Source organism: Cryomorpha ignava, assembly GCF_010686655.1.
In the GTDB taxonomy this organism is placed as follows: Bacteria; Bacteroidota; Bacteroidia; order Flavobacteriales_D; family Cryomorphaceae; genus Cryomorpha; species Cryomorpha ignava.
In genome coordinates, this window is the sequence record NZ_JAAGVY010000006.1 from 1 (window position 1) to 15997 (window position 15997).

Genomic DNA, 15997 nt, shown 5'->3' on the forward strand with positions numbered 1-15997 from the left:
ACCATTCCGCTCTCTTGCCAGGCTTGAACCAGAGCAAACATTTTTTCTTGTAACTTCATCAAAATTATTTTCGACAAAGATCAGGCGGGGGTGGGAATTAGGCAATATGGGATGGTCGGGTGGATACCCCGAGGAGCGTCATGTAACAAATTTTATTTAAATCGATTGCAGCCTCGAGAGCAACAAGATCCACGCATCGCTCTACAGGGTATCGACACTGCGGCATTCGCTTTTATACCTCGGGGTCGATACCAATGTCATTTAGTTACTCGGCGTCACGCTCCGCAGCCATCTGTGATGCTGCTGCATAACTTGTCAATCTCCAACTGTTGTCATCTCTTTTAGCCAAACAAGGGTTGAATCTGTATTCACACCCAAAGTGTCATTTAGGTAATTGTTCACACCATTATATTTAAACACCTACTCAACAACAAATTTCTTAACAGCAACTTTTTCATCATCAGCAACTCTGATTAAATACATGCCAGAAGGAAAATCAGACACATCAACTTGCATCTGCTCGCCAAAATAAATTTCATTCAAAAGCATTTTACCGGAGAGATCAAAAACCGTCACCTGACCAGAACCACGTGTGGGGAAATAGATATTAAGCAGGTTTGAAGCAGGGTTGGGAAAGATTTCTAAAAGTTTATCTATCCTATCCTTTTCATTAAGCCCCACAGTTCCTTTTTTGAGCTTAACCACGTTGTAACGCGTATACCATCAAACTCACTAAAAAGACCCCCAAGTATAAGGCTACCATCATCTAATTGTGTAACACCAAGAATTGCAGGACGACCCGGACTTCCATTGGGATTATAACCATGTTGATTTTTCAAAACTCTTGAACCTTGAAAGTAATTATACTGGACATAACCATTGTCATTAACCACGGTAATACAGTTTTGCACAGTATCGTTAAAATGCGTAAACGTACCATAAAGCATATAGTGATTGCTTTCAATCTCTCTGCCGGCAAATAAAGCTTCTTGTCGATAGCCAAATGTATCTGGATACATTGCTTTAAGCTGTTCCGGATAAAATGATTCATCAAAACTGGCATCAGGTAATAATCTCGCCATTGAAAGCGAATCTTGAGTTGCAGCAACCACCATTTTATAGCCCGATACCCATATTCTGTCCTGGCTGTCAAGAAGCACTATTTTGGGCTCAATAGCCGCAAAATTTGTGAATTGAAAAGGTGACACGAAGCTGGTGTCAACCGAAAAATCCGCATTTAAACGTGCTATATGATTGGTTAAGTGTCCATTTATACCCTGAAAATTTCCCGATAAATACCACCTATCTTGACTATCTCTATGGATTCTATAAATTGTTACATTTGGATTATTGGGAATGGCTTCAATAATTGGAAAATCAGAGTCGTGATTTCCATCCGAATTTAGCCTCGTTAAGGCTCTGTAAAGTTAGGGCTGGAGAGTGTCTGTAGCAATTGCACCACCAATCAGCACTTTTTGATCTTCCTGGACGTAGAGTGACCATACATTTTGGACGTTATAAGGATTTGGCTCTGACCAGACGCCCTGAAAATAATCTCCCCATTGCTCACCATTATGGGCTAAAAACCAAAACTCTCCTTCGTAAGTTACCTTGGCAATACCATGGGTGTTACTCACAAAAATATATCCTCCTTCATGAGCTGTAAGGTATTGTACGCTTTGTGATTCAGCCTCTAACCATGGAGCTTCACTCCCATCTGAATAAAGATGAGCAAAGCCGCGATCATCTGTGGTATTCCAAACTGGTGAAGGGTGCATTTGACCGTAACAAATCAAGGATCCATCCCCAACATCATATACTCCACCAACTGCCCCACTCCCCCTTACAAAATCTAAAGCGTCAAAGGTAGGATCAACGTAATAAGTAGTGGATTCCTGAGCATTTAATGAACCTGAGTTTGAAAGTGAATATAATACTATAATTATCAAACTCTTAAAATAATATGGTAGTGCGAGATTCATATTAGTGTTGAACTATAAATTTGTCTGTAAAAATTTGCTTCTCGTCCTGAATGATTTCGAGAATATAGATCCCAGGTGTTAGTTCTCGTGTATCTAATACAAATAAAGTATCATTTACATCACCTATCGTTCTTGATTGAAGTTTTCTTCCCTCTAAATCAAATACATTTAAAAATGTGTTCTCCTTGGAAAATAAAAGCGAAATTTCCAATTGAATGAATTCATCTGCTGGGTTTGGTACTGTTTTTACAGAATTCTGCGTATCAAATAAGTCTTCCAAAAACATACAATTGCAATGTAGTTAGTATTTCTTAAGAATAACTTAACTCTGGAATTTTTTTGTCCCTGACCCCACAAAGCGGGATCCGAGACCTGCGGATTAATTCGAAAATGAAATAGTTTGGCCTCGGGGTCGATACCCCGAGGAGCGTCATGTGACGATTTTTACATAAATGGAATTTAGCCTTGGGATCGATACTTCTTGAAGCGACAGAATACAAAAAAAGCTCCGCCAAGGCGGAGCTTCAAATATCGTAATCAGATAAGGCCAGACTTAAGCCTGCGCCGTAGGTCCGCTAAATCCCATTGGAATCCCGCCATCAGGTCCTTTGGTATTAGAAATTTTCCCGTGAACGGCTTCAAACTTTGAGATATTATCAGCCAGAGCATTCATTAATCGCTTGGCATGCTGTGGCGTAAGCAAAATGCGCGATTTTACTTTTGCCTTTGGCATACCCGGCATTACACGTACAAAGTCTATTACAAACTCTGCATTAGAATGCGTTATTACTGCCAGGTTAGAGTATATCCCATCTGCTATATCTTCACTCAATTCGATATTGAGCTGGTTCTGATTTTTATCTTTTTGCTGATCTGCCATAATTTCAAGTATAAAAAAAGGTCTCCCGCTGTGGGAGACCTTTAAAATTTATAATTTAATTTTTCAATTCGAGTTCTTCCTTGGTCTCGGTTTCTTTGGCTTTGATTAAACGGTCGTAGTCTTCTTTTGAACCTACAATTGTTCTTTGATAAGCTTTTAAACCGGTACCTGCAGGAATTAGGTGTCCTACAATTACATTCTCTTTCAATCCGAGAAGATCATCTCGCTTACCGTTTACGGCAGCTTCGTTAAGCACTTTCGTAGTTTCCTGGAAAGATGCCGCAGAAATAAATGATTTCGTTTGAAGAGATGCTCTTGTAATACCTTGTAGAAGTGGTCGTGAAGTTGCTGGAACTGCATCGCGTGCCTCTACCAGTTTCTGATCTTTACGACGCAGCTGCGAATTCTCATCGCGAAGCTTACGTGCAGTAATGATCATACCGGCTTTAACATTTGGTGAATCTCCTGCTTCTACAATTACTTTCTTACCATACAAGTTGTCGTTTTCTTCCATGAAGTCAAGCTTCTCGATACTTTGCTTCTCAAGGAATCTGCTGTCTCCCTGATCTTCAATTTCCACTTTACGCATCATTTGTCTTACAATGATCTCAAAGTGCTTATCGTTAATCTTAACCCCCTGAAGTCTATAAACTTCCTGAACTTCGTTTACAAGATACTCCTGAACTTTGGTAGGCCCCTGAATAGCAAGGATATCGCTTGGTGTTGTTGCACCATCAGATAGTTGCTGTCCGGCTCTTACAAAGTCATTTTCTTGAACAAGGATGTGTTTTGAAAGTGAAACAAGATATTTCTTGGTTTCACCGGTTTTGCTTTCTACGATTATCTCGCGGTTACCGCGTTTGATTTTACCGTAAGAAACAATTCCGTCTATCTCACTTACTACAGATGGGTTTGAAGGGTTACGCGCTTCAAAAAGCTCTGTAACACGTGGAAGACCCCCCGTAATATCCCCTGATTTACCAGCAAGACGCGGTATTTTACCAAGAATAAAACCAGCAGTTACATCCAGTCCTTCCTGCACACTAACGTGCGCACCTACCGGCAAGTTATACGAACGAACAATCTCTTTCGATTTTTTGTCAACGATATTGATTGTAGGGTTCTTTTTCTTATCACGACGCTCAGTAATTACCTTTTCGCGGTATCCTGTTTGCTCATCAACCTCATCGCGGTAAGTAATTCCGTCTTCAAAGTTTTCAAAACGAACAACACCCGTTCCCTCTGTAATAATTACTGCGTTGTATGGATCCCACTTACAAATAAGGTCTCCTTTCTTAACTTTCTGACTTTCTTTTACCAAAAGTTCAGAACCGTAAGGAATATTATTTGTAGCGATTACAACTCCGGTTTTGCTGTCGGTAAGGCGCATTTCACCAGATCTACCAACAACAATTACTTTATTAGAACCATCTTTTGCAACTTGCTCAACAGTACGCAATTCTTCAATTTCAAGAAGTCCGTCTGCTTTTGCTCTAATTTCCGATTCATCGGCAATATTAGAAGCTGTACCCCCAACGTGGAATGTACGTAGCGTAAGCTGTGTACCCGGCTCACCAATACTCTGAGCTGCAATTACACCTACTGCTTCTCCACGCTCTACCATTCTTCCGGTAGCAAGATTTCGGCCGTAGCATAAAGCACAAACTCCCGATTTTTCTTCACACGTAAGTACAGAGCGAATTTCTACTTCGTCAATACCAGCATCTTCAATAGCATGTGCGATTTCTTCTGAAATATTTTCACTCGATCCTACAAGAAGCTCGTCTGATTCGGGATGATAAATATCGTGTACCGAAGTACGTCCCAAAATACGCTCATACAAACCTTCTACAACATCTTCGTTTTTCTTAAGCGGTGTAGCAATCAAACCACGTAGGGTTCCACAATCTACTCCACGAATTACAACATCTTGTGCCACATCAACAAGTCGTCTGGTTAGATAACCTGCATCAGCAGTTTTAAGGGCGGTATCGGCAAGACCTTTACGCGCACCGTGAGTAGAGATGAAGTATTCAAGAATTGAAAGACCTTCCTTAAAGTTTGCAAGAATCGGGTTTTCAATAATATCTTGTCCTCCGGTAGCACCAGATTTCTGCGGTTTGGCCATCAATCCACGCATACCTGAAAGCTGACGAATCTGCTCCTTAGATCCACGTGCACCTGAGTCAAACATCATATAAATAGAGTTGAAACCCTGATCGTCATTCTTAAGTCTGTCCATTAGAATATTGGTCAGCTTAGAATTCGTATGCGTCCAGATATCAATGATTTGATTGTATCGCTCATTGTTAGTAATCAGACCCATGGCATAGTTATCCATTACACCACTTACTTCTTCTTTTGCTTTTTCAACCAATACTTCTTTCTCTGGTGGAATAATAACATCGTTCAGGTTGAACGACAATCCACCTTTGAAGGCCATCAGGTATCCAAGTTCCTTAATATCATCAAGAAACTGTGCAGCACGCGCCATACCTACTTGCTTAATTACGTCGCCAATAATATCGCGCAACGCTTTTTTGGTAAGCATTTGATTGATAAATCCTACTTCTCTTGGTACGAGATTGTTGAACAATACTCTACCAGTGGTAGTTTCTATCATCTCTTTCTCTCCTTCAGTATTTACGTACTTAAAGTTGATATGGGCATGAAGATCAAGTTTGCCTTCATTGTAGGCAATCTCTACTTCTTCAGCACTATAAAAATATTTACCTTCTCCTTTTACAACCCTGTTCTCATCGGTTTTTCTACCTTTTGTAATATAGTACAATCCAAGAACCATGTCTTGAGAGGGTACTGCAATCGGTGCACCGTTAGCAGGATTCAAAATATTGTGTGAGGCAAGCATCAGCATTTGCGCTTCCAGAATGGCAGCATTGCCAAGCGGAAGGTGAACAGCCATCTGGTCACCGTCAAAATCGGCGTTGAAAGCTGTACAAACCAATGGGTGGAGCTGGATAGCTTTACCTTCTATCAGTTTCGGCTGAAAAGCCTGAATACCAAGTCTGTGAAGGGTTGGCGCACGATTTAAAAGAACAGGGTGTCCTCTCAAAACGTTTTCCAAAATATCCCAAACAACAGGCTCTTTGCGGTCAACAATTTTCTTAGCAGATTTTACCGTTTTAACAATACCACGCTCTATCATCTTACGGATGATAAATGGCTTGTAAAGTTCAGCTGCCATATCTTTTGGAATTCCACATTCGTGCAACTTCAAGCTAGGCCCTACAACGATTACCGAACGCGCAGAATAGTCAACACGTTTACCAAGAAGATTTTGACGGAATCGACCTTGTTTTCCTTTCAAACTATCTGAAAGCGATTTCAAAGGTCTGTTAGATTCTGTTTTAACGGCACTGGATTTACGCGAGTTGTCAAAAAGTGAATCAACAGATTCCTGAAGCATACGCTTTTCGTTTCTCAAAATTACTTCCGGTGCTTTTATCTCGATCAATCGCTTTAAGCGGTTGTTTCTGATAATTACCCTTCTGTATAGATCGTTCAAATCTGAAGTTGCAAAACGACCACCATCAAGCGGCACAAGCGGACGAAGCTCTGGTGGAATAACCGGAACTACTTTGATAATCATCCACTCGGGACGGTTTTCAATACGCGTATTCGCTTCGCGGAATGCCTCAACAACCTGAAGACGCTTAAGCGCTTCATTTTTACGCTGCTGCGAAGTCTCAGTATCTGCTTTATGTCGCAGATCATAAGAAAGCTCATCCAGGTTAGTTGTTTTCAGCAAATCGTGAAGTGCATCAGCACCCATTTTTGCAACAAACTTATTTGGGTCGGCCTCGTCGAGGTATTGATTATCTTTTGGAAGTGTTTCAAGAATATCGATGTATTCTTCTTCCGTAAGGAAATCCATACGCTCAAGTTGGTCACCTTCAATATTTACGGCAGGACCGGCATTTATTACAACATAACGCTCGTAATAAATAACTTGATCCAGCTTCTTAGTCGGAAGACCAAGAAGATATCCTATTTTATTAGGAAGCGATTTAAAGTACCAGATATGTGCTACAGGAACTACAAGGCTGATGTGCCCCATACGCTCTCTACGCACTTTCTTTTCAGTAACTTCTACACCACATCTGTCGCATACAATTCCTTTGTAGCGAATGCGCTTGTACTTTCCGCAGTGACATTCAAAATCCTTCACAGGACCGAATATACGCTCGCAGAAAAGGCCATCGCGCTCTGGCTTGTATGTACGGTAATTAATCGTTTCCGGCTTTAATACTTCGCCAAAGCTGCGGTTCAGAATCTCTTCCGGAGACGACAGGCTAATGGTGATACTACTAAAGTTTGAATTTACTTTATTTTCCTTCTTTAAGGCCATCTGTATTGTCCTTTAAATTGAATTATCTCTAAAAACCACTCTTAATCGAGTGTAACATTAAGTCCTAAACCACCTAACTCGTGGAGAAGTACATTGAAAGATTCAGGAATACCCGGTTCCGGCATATTCTCTCCTTTTACAATGGCTTCATACGCTTTAGCACGACCGATTACATCATCAGATTTAACCGTAAGTACCTCGCGAAGTATATTTGCAGCACCGAATGCTTCGAGTGCCCAAACCTCCATCTCTCCAAAACGCTGACCACCGAACTGGGCTTTACCACCAAGCGGTTGCTGTGTAATGAGTGAGTATGGTCCGATAGAACGCGCGTGCATTTTGTCATCTACCATGTGAGCCAGTTTAAGCATGTAGATTACACCTACCGTTGCCGGTTGGTCAAAGAGCTCACCGGTTCCACCATCGCGGAGTTGGGTAACTCCATAAAGCGGAATTCCTGCTTTTACTGCATACTCATCTATCTGTGCCGGTGTAGCACCATCAAAGATTGGTGTGGCAAACTTAAGTCCGAGTTTCTCTCCGGCCCAACCAAGCACAGTTTCGTAAATCTGTCCCAGGTTCATACGCGAAGGTACACCCAGTGGGTTTAACACGATATCTACCGGCGTTCCATCGTCCAGATAAGGCATATCTTCCTGGCGTACAATACGCGCTACGATACCTTTATTACCGTGGCGACCTGCCATCTTATCACCTACTTTCAGCTTGCGCTTCTTAGCGATATATACTTTGGCAAGTTTCAAAATTCCACTTGGAAGTTCATCTCCAATTGTAATCTGGAATTTTTGACGTTTGTGCAGTCCAGCGAAATCGTTAAACTTGATATTGTAGTTGTGAATCAACTTTTTAATCAAGTCGTTGATATGGTCATCTGTTGTCCAGCGGCTTGGATTTACAATACCGTATTCAATAGCTGCCAGTGCTTTCTGTGTAAACTTAACTCCTTTCTTGATCTGCTCTTCCTTGAAGTTGTTAAATACTCCTTGCGAAGTTTTACCGGTTACAAGTTTGGCAAGCTTTTCAATCAATTGGGCTTTAAGCTCTGATTTATCTTTGTCAAAGGCCTTGTCAAGCACGTCAACTTTTGATTTTTCTTCCGTTTTCGATTTAGAAGTTTTTACCGCTTTCGCGAAAAGTTTCTTATCGATTACCACTCCGCGCAGCGAAGGAGAAGCTTTAAGAGATGCATCTTTTACATCGCCGGCTTTATCTCCAAAGATTGCCCTAAGAAGTTTCTCTTCCGGTGAAGGATCTGTTTCTCCTTTTGGTGTAATTTTACCAATAAGGATATCTCCTTCCTTAATATCAGCACCGATGCGAATCATTCCATTCTCATCCAAATCTTTGGTAGCTTCTTCGCTAACGTTTGGAATATCCGGAGTTAATTCTTCCTGACCACGTTTTGTATCACGCACCTCAAGAATGTACTCATCAATGTGAATAGATGTAAATATATCTTCGCGAACAACGTCTTCAGAAATAACGATTGCATCCTCAAAGTTGTATCCTTTCCACGGCATAAATGCCACTTTAAGGTTACGACCTATTGCAAGCTCGCCATTTTCTGTAGCGTATCCTTCACTAAGAACCTGACCTTTAGTCACCTTATCGCCTTTCATTACGATTGGTCTAAGGTTCATGCTGGTCCCTTGGTTTGTTTTTTGGAATTTGATAAGCGAATACTCTTTCGTATCACCCTCAAAACTTACCAATTGCTCTTCTTCGTTTCGCTTGTAAGTAATTATAATCTTCTTAGCATCTACAAAGTCAACAACACCTTCGCCTTCGGCTGTAATAAGCACGCGTGAATCGCGAGCTACCAATGGCTCGAGACCTGTACCTACTATCGGCGCTTGTGGGCGAAGAAGTGGCACTGCCTGACGCATCATGTTAGATCCCATCAGGGCGCGGTTGGCATCATCGTGCTCCAAAAATGGAATAAGCGATGCTGCAATAGAAGCTATCTGGTTTGGGCCAACATCAATAAGGTCGATATCCGTAGGTGCAACCACCGGGAAATCTCCTTCTTTACGTGCCTTAACCTGATCTGCCTCTAATTTTCCTTTTTCAGAAACCTGAGCATTCGCCTGAGCGATCATTTTCTGATCTTCCTCTTCGGCACTTAAGAAAATTGGGTCTTCAGTAAGATTTACCATTCCATCCTTAACCGTGCGGTAAGGTGTCTCGATAAATCCGAGTCTGTTTATTTTCGCGAATACACAAAGCGAAGAGATCAGACCAATATTTGGTCCCTCTGGCGTTTCAATCGTACAAAGACGACCGTAGTGCGTATAGTGAACGTCACGAACCTCGAAACCTGCACGCTCACGCGACAGACCACCAGGCCCTAGTGCCGACATACGACGCTTGTGCGTAACTTCAGCCAATGGATTTGTTTGATCCATAAATTGCGAAAGCTGGTTAGTACCGAAGAATGAATTAATAACCGATGACAAAGTCTTGGCATTAATCAAATCTGTAGGTGTAAACACTTCGTTGTCACGTACATTCATACGCTCACGAATAGTACGAGCCATACGGGCAAGACCCACACCAAACTGGTTGTGTAGTTGCTCACCAACGGTTCTAACACGTCTATTGCTCAAGTGGTCAATATCATCCACATCGGTATTTGAGTTGATCAAGTCAATCAAATACTTAATGATCATAATGATATCTTCACGAGTAAGCGTACGCTCTTCGTAACCTGTATCAAGACCTAGTTTTTTGTTGATTCTAAATCGACCAACTTCACCAAGGTCATATCTTGTTTCAGAAAAGAACAACTTATCAATAACGCCACGAGCCGTTTCCAAATCTGGTGGCTCTGCATTACGAAGCTGACGGTAAATATGCTCTACCGCTTCTTTTTCTGAATTTGATGTATCTTTTTGAAGGGTGTTGTAGATAATAGAGAAGTCGGCGCTGTTGGCATTTTCCTTATGGAGAATTACCGTTTTAGCACCAGATTCTAAAATCTGTTCTACCTGTTCGTCTTCGATAATAACTTCGCGGTCAATGATTACTTCATTTCGCTCTATCGATACTACTTCACCTGTATCTTCATCTACGAAGTCTTCAATCCACGATTTAAGAACCCTTGCAGCGAGTTTTCTACCAAGAAGCTTTTTAGCTCCTGTTTTGGTAACTTTCACCTCGTCGGCAAGGTCAAATATCTCGAGGATATCTTTATCGCTTTCAAAACCAATTGCGCGAAGCAATGTGGTAACAGGAAGCTTTTTCTTACGGTCAATGTACGCGTACATTACCGCATTGATATCGGTTGCAAACTCAATCCACGATCCTTTAAAAGGGATAACGCGTGCTGAGTACAGTTTTGTACCATTGGCGTGTCGGCTTTGGCCGAAGAACACCCCTGGAGATCTGTGCAACTGCGATACAATAACACGCTCTGCGCCGTTGATCACGAATGATCCACGCGGAGTCATATAAGGAATAGTACCTAGATAAACATCCTGAACGATTGTTTCAAAATCTTCGTGTTCAGGGTCGGTACAATATAATTTCAATTTTGCCTTGAGCGGTACGGCATGAGTCAATCCACGCTCCACACATTCCTGTATGCTATAACGTGGTGGGTCTATAAAGTAATCCAGAAACTCGAGCACGAATTGATTTCGTGTATCAGTTATAGGAAAGTTTTCACTAAATACCTTATAAAGACCTTCATGTTCACGGTCTTCCGGATTTGTTTCGAGTTGAAAAAATTCACGAAACGATTTCAGTTGTACTTCTAGGAAGTCGGGGTAATCAATTAGGTGACGACTAGAGGCAAAACTGATGCGCTCATTAGATTTATTCGTAAGTGTAGCCAAGACTAGAGAATTTGGAGATTAAAGAAGAACGCTGGTTTGCGAAAATAAACGCAAAAGGGCTTAGACCACCTACCCGCTTTGGGAGGTGATCTAAACCATAACAATTACTTGTATAGGATGTTGTAATCCTTACTTAATTTCAACTTCAGCACCAGCTTCTTCAAGTTGTGTTTTAAGTGATTCTGCTTCTTCTTTAGAAACACCTTCCTTAATAGGAGCAGGAGCACTATCAACAACAGCTTTGGCTTCTTTGAGGCCAAGACCGGTTAGTTCTTTTACAAGTTTAACAACGCCGAGTTTTGATCCTCCGGCTGCTTTCAGGATTACGTCGAATGAAGTTTGTACTTCAGCATCACCTTCTGCACCTGCACCTGCACCTGGGCCAGCCATAACTGCTGCCGCTGCTGCCGGTTCAATACCGTGCTCTTCTTTAAGGTATGCTGCCAATTCGTTAACTTCTTTTACGGTAAGGCCTACCAGTGTATCGCCTAAAGCTTTAACGTCTGCCATTTTTATTTGATTTTAGTTCTTGATTCTTATTGTTTGTAAATAATAATTTTTTATCGTTCAGATAGTGTTTTTACGAGACCTGCAATGGTGTGACCACCAGATTGAAGCGCACCAACAACATTTTTAATTGGAGATTGCAACAACATGATAATATCGCCAATAAGCTCTTCACGAGATTTAATCTCGGTAAGTGCCGTAAGCTGATCATCGCCTATATAACACATTTCTTCAACGAATGCCGCTTTTAAAATCGGTCTTTCATTTTTCTTTCTAAACTCTTTGATAAGTTTTGCCGGTACATTCCCTGTATCTGAAATCAGAAGGGAAGTAGGACCTGCAAGTACACCGTAAAGCTCACTGAAATCTTTTCCTTCTACACGTTCGAATGCTTTTTTAAGAAGTGTGTTTTTAACAACACTCATCTTAACATCCTTCTTGTAGCATGCTCTGCGCAATGCGGAAGTAGTTTCAGAATTAAGCTGTGATGTATCAGCGAGATAGATTACAGCTGCAGATGATAAGGTTACGGTCAAATCATCGACAAACTGATTCTTTTGTTCTTTCGTCATTTCTTCGTTTTTTTAACCGTTATACCGATACAGATTTAGCTTCAACTTTAACACTAGGTGTCATCGTTCCGCTGATGTAGATACTTTTAATATAAGCACCTTTAGCAGCTGCAGGCTTCAACTTAATCAGGCTTTGAATAACCTCAAAGGCATTCTCTCTGATTTTTTGAGCATCAAACGATGCTTTACCTACAGACGCATGTACGATACCATACTTATCTACTTTAAAATCAATCTTACCGGCTTTTACATCTTGTACAGCCTTTGCAACGTCCATCGTTACAGTTCCGGTTTTTGGATTTGGCATTAATCCTCGGGGACCGAGAATTCTACCAAGTGCACCAACCTTACCCATTACGTTTGGAGTTGTAATAATTACATCTACATCGGTCCAGCCATTCTTAATCTTTTCTACATACTCGTCAAGACCAACAAAGTCGGCACCAGCTTCAACAGCTTCGGCTTCTTTATCAGGATTGCAGAGTACTAGAACGCGAACGTCTTTTCCGGTACCATGTGGCAAAGACACACTGCCTCTAACCATCTGGTTTGCTTTTCGTGGATCCACGCCAAGTCGAACCGCCAGATCTATTGATGAATCAAACTTAGTATTAGAAATTTCTTTCACAATACCAGATGCTTCTTCAAGAGAATAGACCTGTGTAGGATCGTATTTACTTAGCGCTTCTTTTTGTTTTTTTGATACTCGCATAACAAAAGTTTTAACCGTTAGAAGGGAATTTTCCCTTTACATTTATTCCCATGCTGCGTGCTGTTCCGGCAACCATCTTCATAGCCGATTCTACATTAAAACAGTTTAAGTCAGCCATTTTGTCTTCTGCGATCGCTTTTACCTGATCCCAGCTTACTGAGGCTACTTTAATTCTGTTTGGTTCTGCAGAACCAGATTTTAATTTGGCTGCGTCAACAAGCTGCACTGCAGCAGGCGGAGTTTTGATGATAAAATCAAACGACTTATCACCATAAACGGTAATGACAACAGGTAAAACTTTCCCAGCTTGATCTTGTGTGCGGGCGTTAAACTGCTTACAAAATTCCATTATATTCACTCCTTTCGCACCGAGTGCCGGCCCTACGGGAGGAGATGGATTAGCAGCTGCGCCTTTAATCTGGAGCTTTATCAGCCCAGTAACTTCTCTAGCCATTTCAAGTTTTAATTTATTGTTTATGATAATCAGTAGTCCTGGAAGCGCTCCATTTTACATGGAAAGAATACCGGTAAATCCTTAATTTAATTTAACTCTCTTTTTCTACTTGCATATACCCAAGTTCAAGCGGCGTTTTCCTTCCGAAAATTTTAACCATAACCTTGAGTTTTTTCTTCTCTTCATTTATCTCTTCTATCACCCCATTAAAGTTATTGAAGGGTCCATCAATGACTTTAACGCTCTCGCCCACTACAAATGGGATGCTCATTTCTTCTTCACTATCGGCAAGTTCATCAACCTTACCGAGTATGCGTTTCACTTCTGCAGCGCGCAATGGTACAGGGTCTCCCCCTTTTTCGGCACCAAGAAAACCAATTACGTTATTCACGCCTTTGATTACATGCGGTACTTCACCCACCAAATCTGCTTCGATCATTACATAACCCGGAAAGAAATTTCTTTCTTTACTGATTTTCTTACCGTTTCTAATCTGGAAAACCTTTTCAGTAGGTATCAATACCTGATGAACAAAGTCTTCAAGATTATTTCGTTTCACTTCAAGTTCAATCTGGTCTTTCACCTTCTTTTCCTTCCCGCTAATCGCGCGAACGACATACCACTTTTTACTTGTAGTTTCAGTCATCGACATTTGCTTAAAGTCCGCTTATCATTTGGTAAATAAAACCGAGCATTCCCTTCCATTGAAATCCGGGGCCGCTTGCTTCTTGAATACCAAATATATAATCCATTAGAAAAATGATCAACGCAATAATTACTGAAGCCACCAGCACAAGAATGCTGCTGCTCTGTAATTGTTTCCACGACGGCCAGGTAACTTTGTGTACCATCTCGTCATAAGATTCCTGAAAAGTAGTTTTTATGCTAGCCACTTTATTCTTTTTTAGTTGCACGGGTGGTAAGATTCGAACTCACGACACCTGGTTTTGGAGACCAGTGCTCTACCAACTGAGCTACACCCGTATATTGACAAGTAAAGGTGAACACCTTTTTGATGCTCACCTCGACTTGTAATTATTGTTTAAATTACGATATAATTTCAGTTACCTGACCTGCACCAACGGTACGTCCACCTTCGCGAATAGCGAAACGAAGACCTTTATCCATTGCTACCGGTACGATAAGCTCTACCGTAATTGTAACGTTATCGCCTGGCATTACCATCTCACGACCTTCACCTAAAAGAATCTCTCCGGTAACATCAGTTGTACGGAAGTAAAACTGTGGTCGGTATCTGTTGTGAAATGGAGTGTGACGTCCACCTTCTTCTTTTTTCAAAACATAGATTTCAGCTTTGAACTTGGTGTGTGGAGTGATAGATCCTGGTTTTGCGATAACCATACCACGACGGATAACTGATTTATCGATACCACGAAGTAGCAAACCTACGTTATCTCCCGCTTCACCTCTATTAAGGATTTTACGGAACATCTCAACTCCAGTAACAACAGATTTTAATTTCTCAACCTGCATTCCAAGAATTTCAACCTCTTCACCAGAGTTTATGATACCTGTTTCGATACGCCCTGTTGCAACAGTTCCACGACCAGTTATAGAGAATACATCCTCTACTGGCATCAAGAATGGCTTCTCGATATCACGTGGTGGCATTTCAATCCAAGAATCTACTGCATCCATCAAGTCTTTAACCGTTTGAACCCATTTTTCTTCACCATTAAGTGCACCAAGAGCTGAACCCTGAATTACCGGAGAGTTATCTCCATCGTACTCATAGAAAGAAAGAAGCTCACGAATTTCCATTTCAACAAGCTCAAGAAGCTCTTCATCGTCAACCATGTCAACTTTGTTCATGAAAACTACGATACGTGGAATACCTACCTGGCGACCAAGAAGGATGTGCTCACGTGTTTGCGGCATAGGACCATCGGTAGCTGCTACTACAAGAATAGCACCATCCATCTGCGCAGCACCTGTAACCATGTTTTTTACATAGTCGGCGTGACCTGGACAGTCAACGTGTGCGTAGTGGCGATTTACCGTTGTATATTCAACGTGAGAAGTATTAATTGTTATACCACGCTCTTTTTCTTCAGGAGCGTTATCAATTGAGTCAAAGCTTTTCATTTCTGAAAGCCCCATACCCGCTAGTACTGTAGTAATCGCTGCAGTTAACGTGGTTTTACCATGGTCAACGTGACCGATAGTACCGATGTTAAGGTGTGGTTTGGAGCGATCGAATTGTTCTTTAGCCATTGCTAAGTAATTTTAGTGATTATTTATTGTTATTTCAAGTGCATTAAAAATCTCAAAAGTGAGCCAATGATGGGAATTGAACCCATGACCTCATCCTTACCAAGGATGCGCTCTACCCCTGAGCTACATCGGCTTTTATAAAAAAAATGAGCGGGAGACGAGGTTCGAACTCGCGACATTTAGCTTGGAAGGCTAATGCTCTACCAGCTGAGCTACTCCCGCTTAATTTTTTCCGATTGTATTGCAATTCAAGTGGGGAGAGCAGGATTCGAACCTGCGAAGGTGAAACCAGCAGATTTACAGTCTGCCCTCGTTGGCCGCTTGAGTATCTCCCCCAAAATGAATTCCAGAGAGCCGATGGAGGGACTCGAACCCCCGACCTGCTGATTACAAATCAGCTGCTCTAGCCAGCTGAGCTACATCGGCACA

General features: G+C 41.5%; 14 protein-coding genes, 5 tRNA genes and 1 pseudogene. All 20 read right to left on the reverse strand.

All coding sequences use genetic code 11. From position 1 onward, the window contains the following. Nucleotides 1-420: 420 nt before the first annotated feature. The gene (locus G3O08_RS04850; RefSeq protein WP_163283556.1) at nucleotides 421-681 is read right to left on the reverse strand and encodes a T9SS type A sorting domain-containing protein; all 261 of its coding nucleotides are present in this window, start codon (nucleotides 679-681) and stop codon (nucleotides 421-423) included. Beyond that, nucleotides 654-1208 (reverse strand): hypothetical protein, encoded by a 555-nt coding sequence (locus G3O08_RS04855; protein WP_239540976.1) that lies wholly within the window; start codon nucleotides 1206-1208, stop codon nucleotides 654-656. The genes G3O08_RS04850 and G3O08_RS04855 overlap by 28 nt, the downstream gene beginning before the upstream one ends. A 12-nt stretch (nucleotides 1209-1220) precedes the next feature. After that, nucleotides 1221-1370 (reverse strand): annotated as a pseudogene (locus tag G3O08_RS21820) (hypothetical protein); the annotation flags it as partial. A 57-nt stretch (nucleotides 1371-1427) separates the two neighbouring features. Continuing rightward, nucleotides 1428-1982 (reverse strand): hypothetical protein, encoded by a 555-nt coding sequence (locus tag G3O08_RS04860; protein ID WP_163283557.1) that lies wholly within the window; start codon nucleotides 1980-1982, stop codon nucleotides 1428-1430. 1 nt (nucleotide 1983) lies between these two features. Next, nucleotides 1984-2262 (reverse strand): T9SS type A sorting domain-containing protein, encoded by a 279-nt coding sequence (locus tag G3O08_RS04865; RefSeq protein WP_163283558.1) that lies wholly within the window; start codon nucleotides 2260-2262, stop codon nucleotides 1984-1986. Nucleotides 2263-2535: 273 nt separating this feature from the next. Then, nucleotides 2536-2862 carry a DUF3467 domain-containing protein gene (locus G3O08_RS04870; RefSeq protein ID WP_163283559.1) on the reverse strand — a complete coding sequence of 109 codons (327 nt, stop codon included), beginning with the start codon at nucleotides 2860-2862 and terminating at the stop codon, nucleotides 2536-2538. A 55-nt stretch (nucleotides 2863-2917) separates the two neighbouring features. Then, nucleotides 2918-7231 carry a DNA-directed RNA polymerase subunit beta' gene (gene rpoC, locus G3O08_RS04875; RefSeq protein ID WP_163283560.1) on the reverse strand — a complete coding sequence of 1438 codons (4314 nt, stop codon included), beginning with the start codon at nucleotides 7229-7231 and terminating at the stop codon, nucleotides 2918-2920. Nucleotides 7232-7272: 41 nt separating this feature from the next. After that, nucleotides 7273-11055, reverse strand: coding sequence for a DNA-directed RNA polymerase subunit beta (gene rpoB, locus G3O08_RS04880; RefSeq protein ID WP_394352320.1), 3783 nt, complete (start codon nucleotides 11053-11055; stop codon nucleotides 7273-7275). Between the two features lie 162 nt (nucleotides 11056-11217). Then, complete coding sequence (gene rplL, locus G3O08_RS04885; RefSeq protein WP_163283562.1) at nucleotides 11218-11598, reverse strand: 50S ribosomal protein L7/L12; 381 nt, start codon at nucleotides 11596-11598, stop codon at nucleotides 11218-11220. 50 nt (nucleotides 11599-11648) lie between these two features. Next, on the reverse strand, nucleotides 11649-12167 hold the full coding sequence (gene rplJ / locus G3O08_RS04890; RefSeq protein WP_163283563.1) for a 50S ribosomal protein L10: 519 nt from the start codon (nucleotides 12165-12167) through the stop codon (nucleotides 11649-11651). A 19-nt stretch (nucleotides 12168-12186) separates the two neighbouring features. Beyond that, on the reverse strand, nucleotides 12187-12879 hold the full coding sequence (gene rplA, locus G3O08_RS04895) for a 50S ribosomal protein L1 (RefSeq protein WP_163283564.1): 693 nt from the start codon (nucleotides 12877-12879) through the stop codon (nucleotides 12187-12189). Nucleotides 12880-12889: 10 nt separating this feature from the next. Then, entirely contained in the window at nucleotides 12890-13333 is a 444-nt protein-coding gene (gene rplK / locus G3O08_RS04900) for a 50S ribosomal protein L11 (RefSeq protein ID WP_163283565.1), read from the reverse strand. Nucleotides 13334-13424: 91 nt separating this feature from the next. Next, nucleotides 13425-13979 (reverse strand): transcription termination/antitermination protein NusG, encoded by a 555-nt coding sequence (nusG, locus tag G3O08_RS04905; RefSeq protein ID WP_163283566.1) that lies wholly within the window; start codon nucleotides 13977-13979, stop codon nucleotides 13425-13427. A gap of 10 nt (nucleotides 13980-13989) precedes the next feature. Beyond that, a complete protein-coding gene (gene secE / locus G3O08_RS04910) occupies nucleotides 13990-14226 on the reverse strand; it encodes a preprotein translocase subunit SecE (RefSeq protein WP_163283567.1) in 237 nt (78 codons plus the stop codon). An 18-nt stretch (nucleotides 14227-14244) separates the two neighbouring features. Beyond that, nucleotides 14245-14317: transfer RNA gene (locus G3O08_RS04915), tRNA-Trp, on the reverse strand. A gap of 63 nt (nucleotides 14318-14380) precedes the next feature. Further along, nucleotides 14381-15568: an elongation factor Tu gene (gene tuf, locus G3O08_RS04920; protein WP_163283568.1), complete on the reverse strand. Its 1188-nt coding sequence runs from the start codon at nucleotides 15566-15568 to the stop codon at nucleotides 14381-14383. Nucleotides 15569-15629: 61 nt separating this feature from the next. Next, nucleotides 15630-15701, reverse strand: a tRNA-Thr gene (locus G3O08_RS04925). Nucleotides 15702-15717: 16 nt separating this feature from the next. Continuing rightward, nucleotides 15718-15790, reverse strand: a tRNA-Gly gene (locus tag G3O08_RS04930). Between the two features lie 31 nt (nucleotides 15791-15821). After that, nucleotides 15822-15903, reverse strand: a tRNA-Tyr gene (locus G3O08_RS04935). Between the two features lie 17 nt (nucleotides 15904-15920). Then, a tRNA-Thr gene (locus tag G3O08_RS04940) sits at nucleotides 15921-15994 on the reverse strand. Nucleotides 15995-15997: the final 3 nt, after the last annotated feature.

Coding starts and splice junctions, on each gene's coding strand:
- rpoC (WP_163283560.1), bottom strand. CDS start 7,231: ATGGCCTTAAAGAAGGAAAATAAAGTAAATTCAAACTTTAGTAGTATC.
- G3O08_RS04870 (WP_163283559.1), bottom strand. CDS start 2,862: ATGGCAGATCAGCAAAAAGATAAAAATCAGAACCAGCTCAATATCGAA.
- tuf (WP_163283568.1), bottom strand. CDS start 15,568: ATGGCTAAAGAACAATTCGATCGCTCCAAACCACACCTTAACATCGGT.
- rplK (WP_163283565.1), bottom strand. CDS start 13,333: ATGGCTAGAGAAGTTACTGGGCTGATAAAGCTCCAGATTAAAGGCGCA.
- nusG (WP_163283566.1), bottom strand. CDS start 13,979: ATGACTGAAACTACAAGTAAAAAGTGGTATGTCGTTCGCGCGATTAGC.
- rplL (WP_163283562.1), bottom strand. CDS start 11,598: ATGGCAGACGTTAAAGCTTTAGGCGATACACTGGTAGGCCTTACCGTA.
- rplA (WP_163283564.1), bottom strand. CDS start 12,879: ATGCGAGTATCAAAAAAACAAAAAGAAGCGCTAAGTAAATACGATCCT.
- G3O08_RS04860 (WP_163283557.1), bottom strand. CDS start 1,982: ATGAATCTCGCACTACCATATTATTTTAAGAGTTTGATAATTATAGTA.
- rplJ (WP_163283563.1), bottom strand. CDS start 12,167: ATGACGAAAGAACAAAAGAATCAGTTTGTCGATGATTTGACCGTAACC.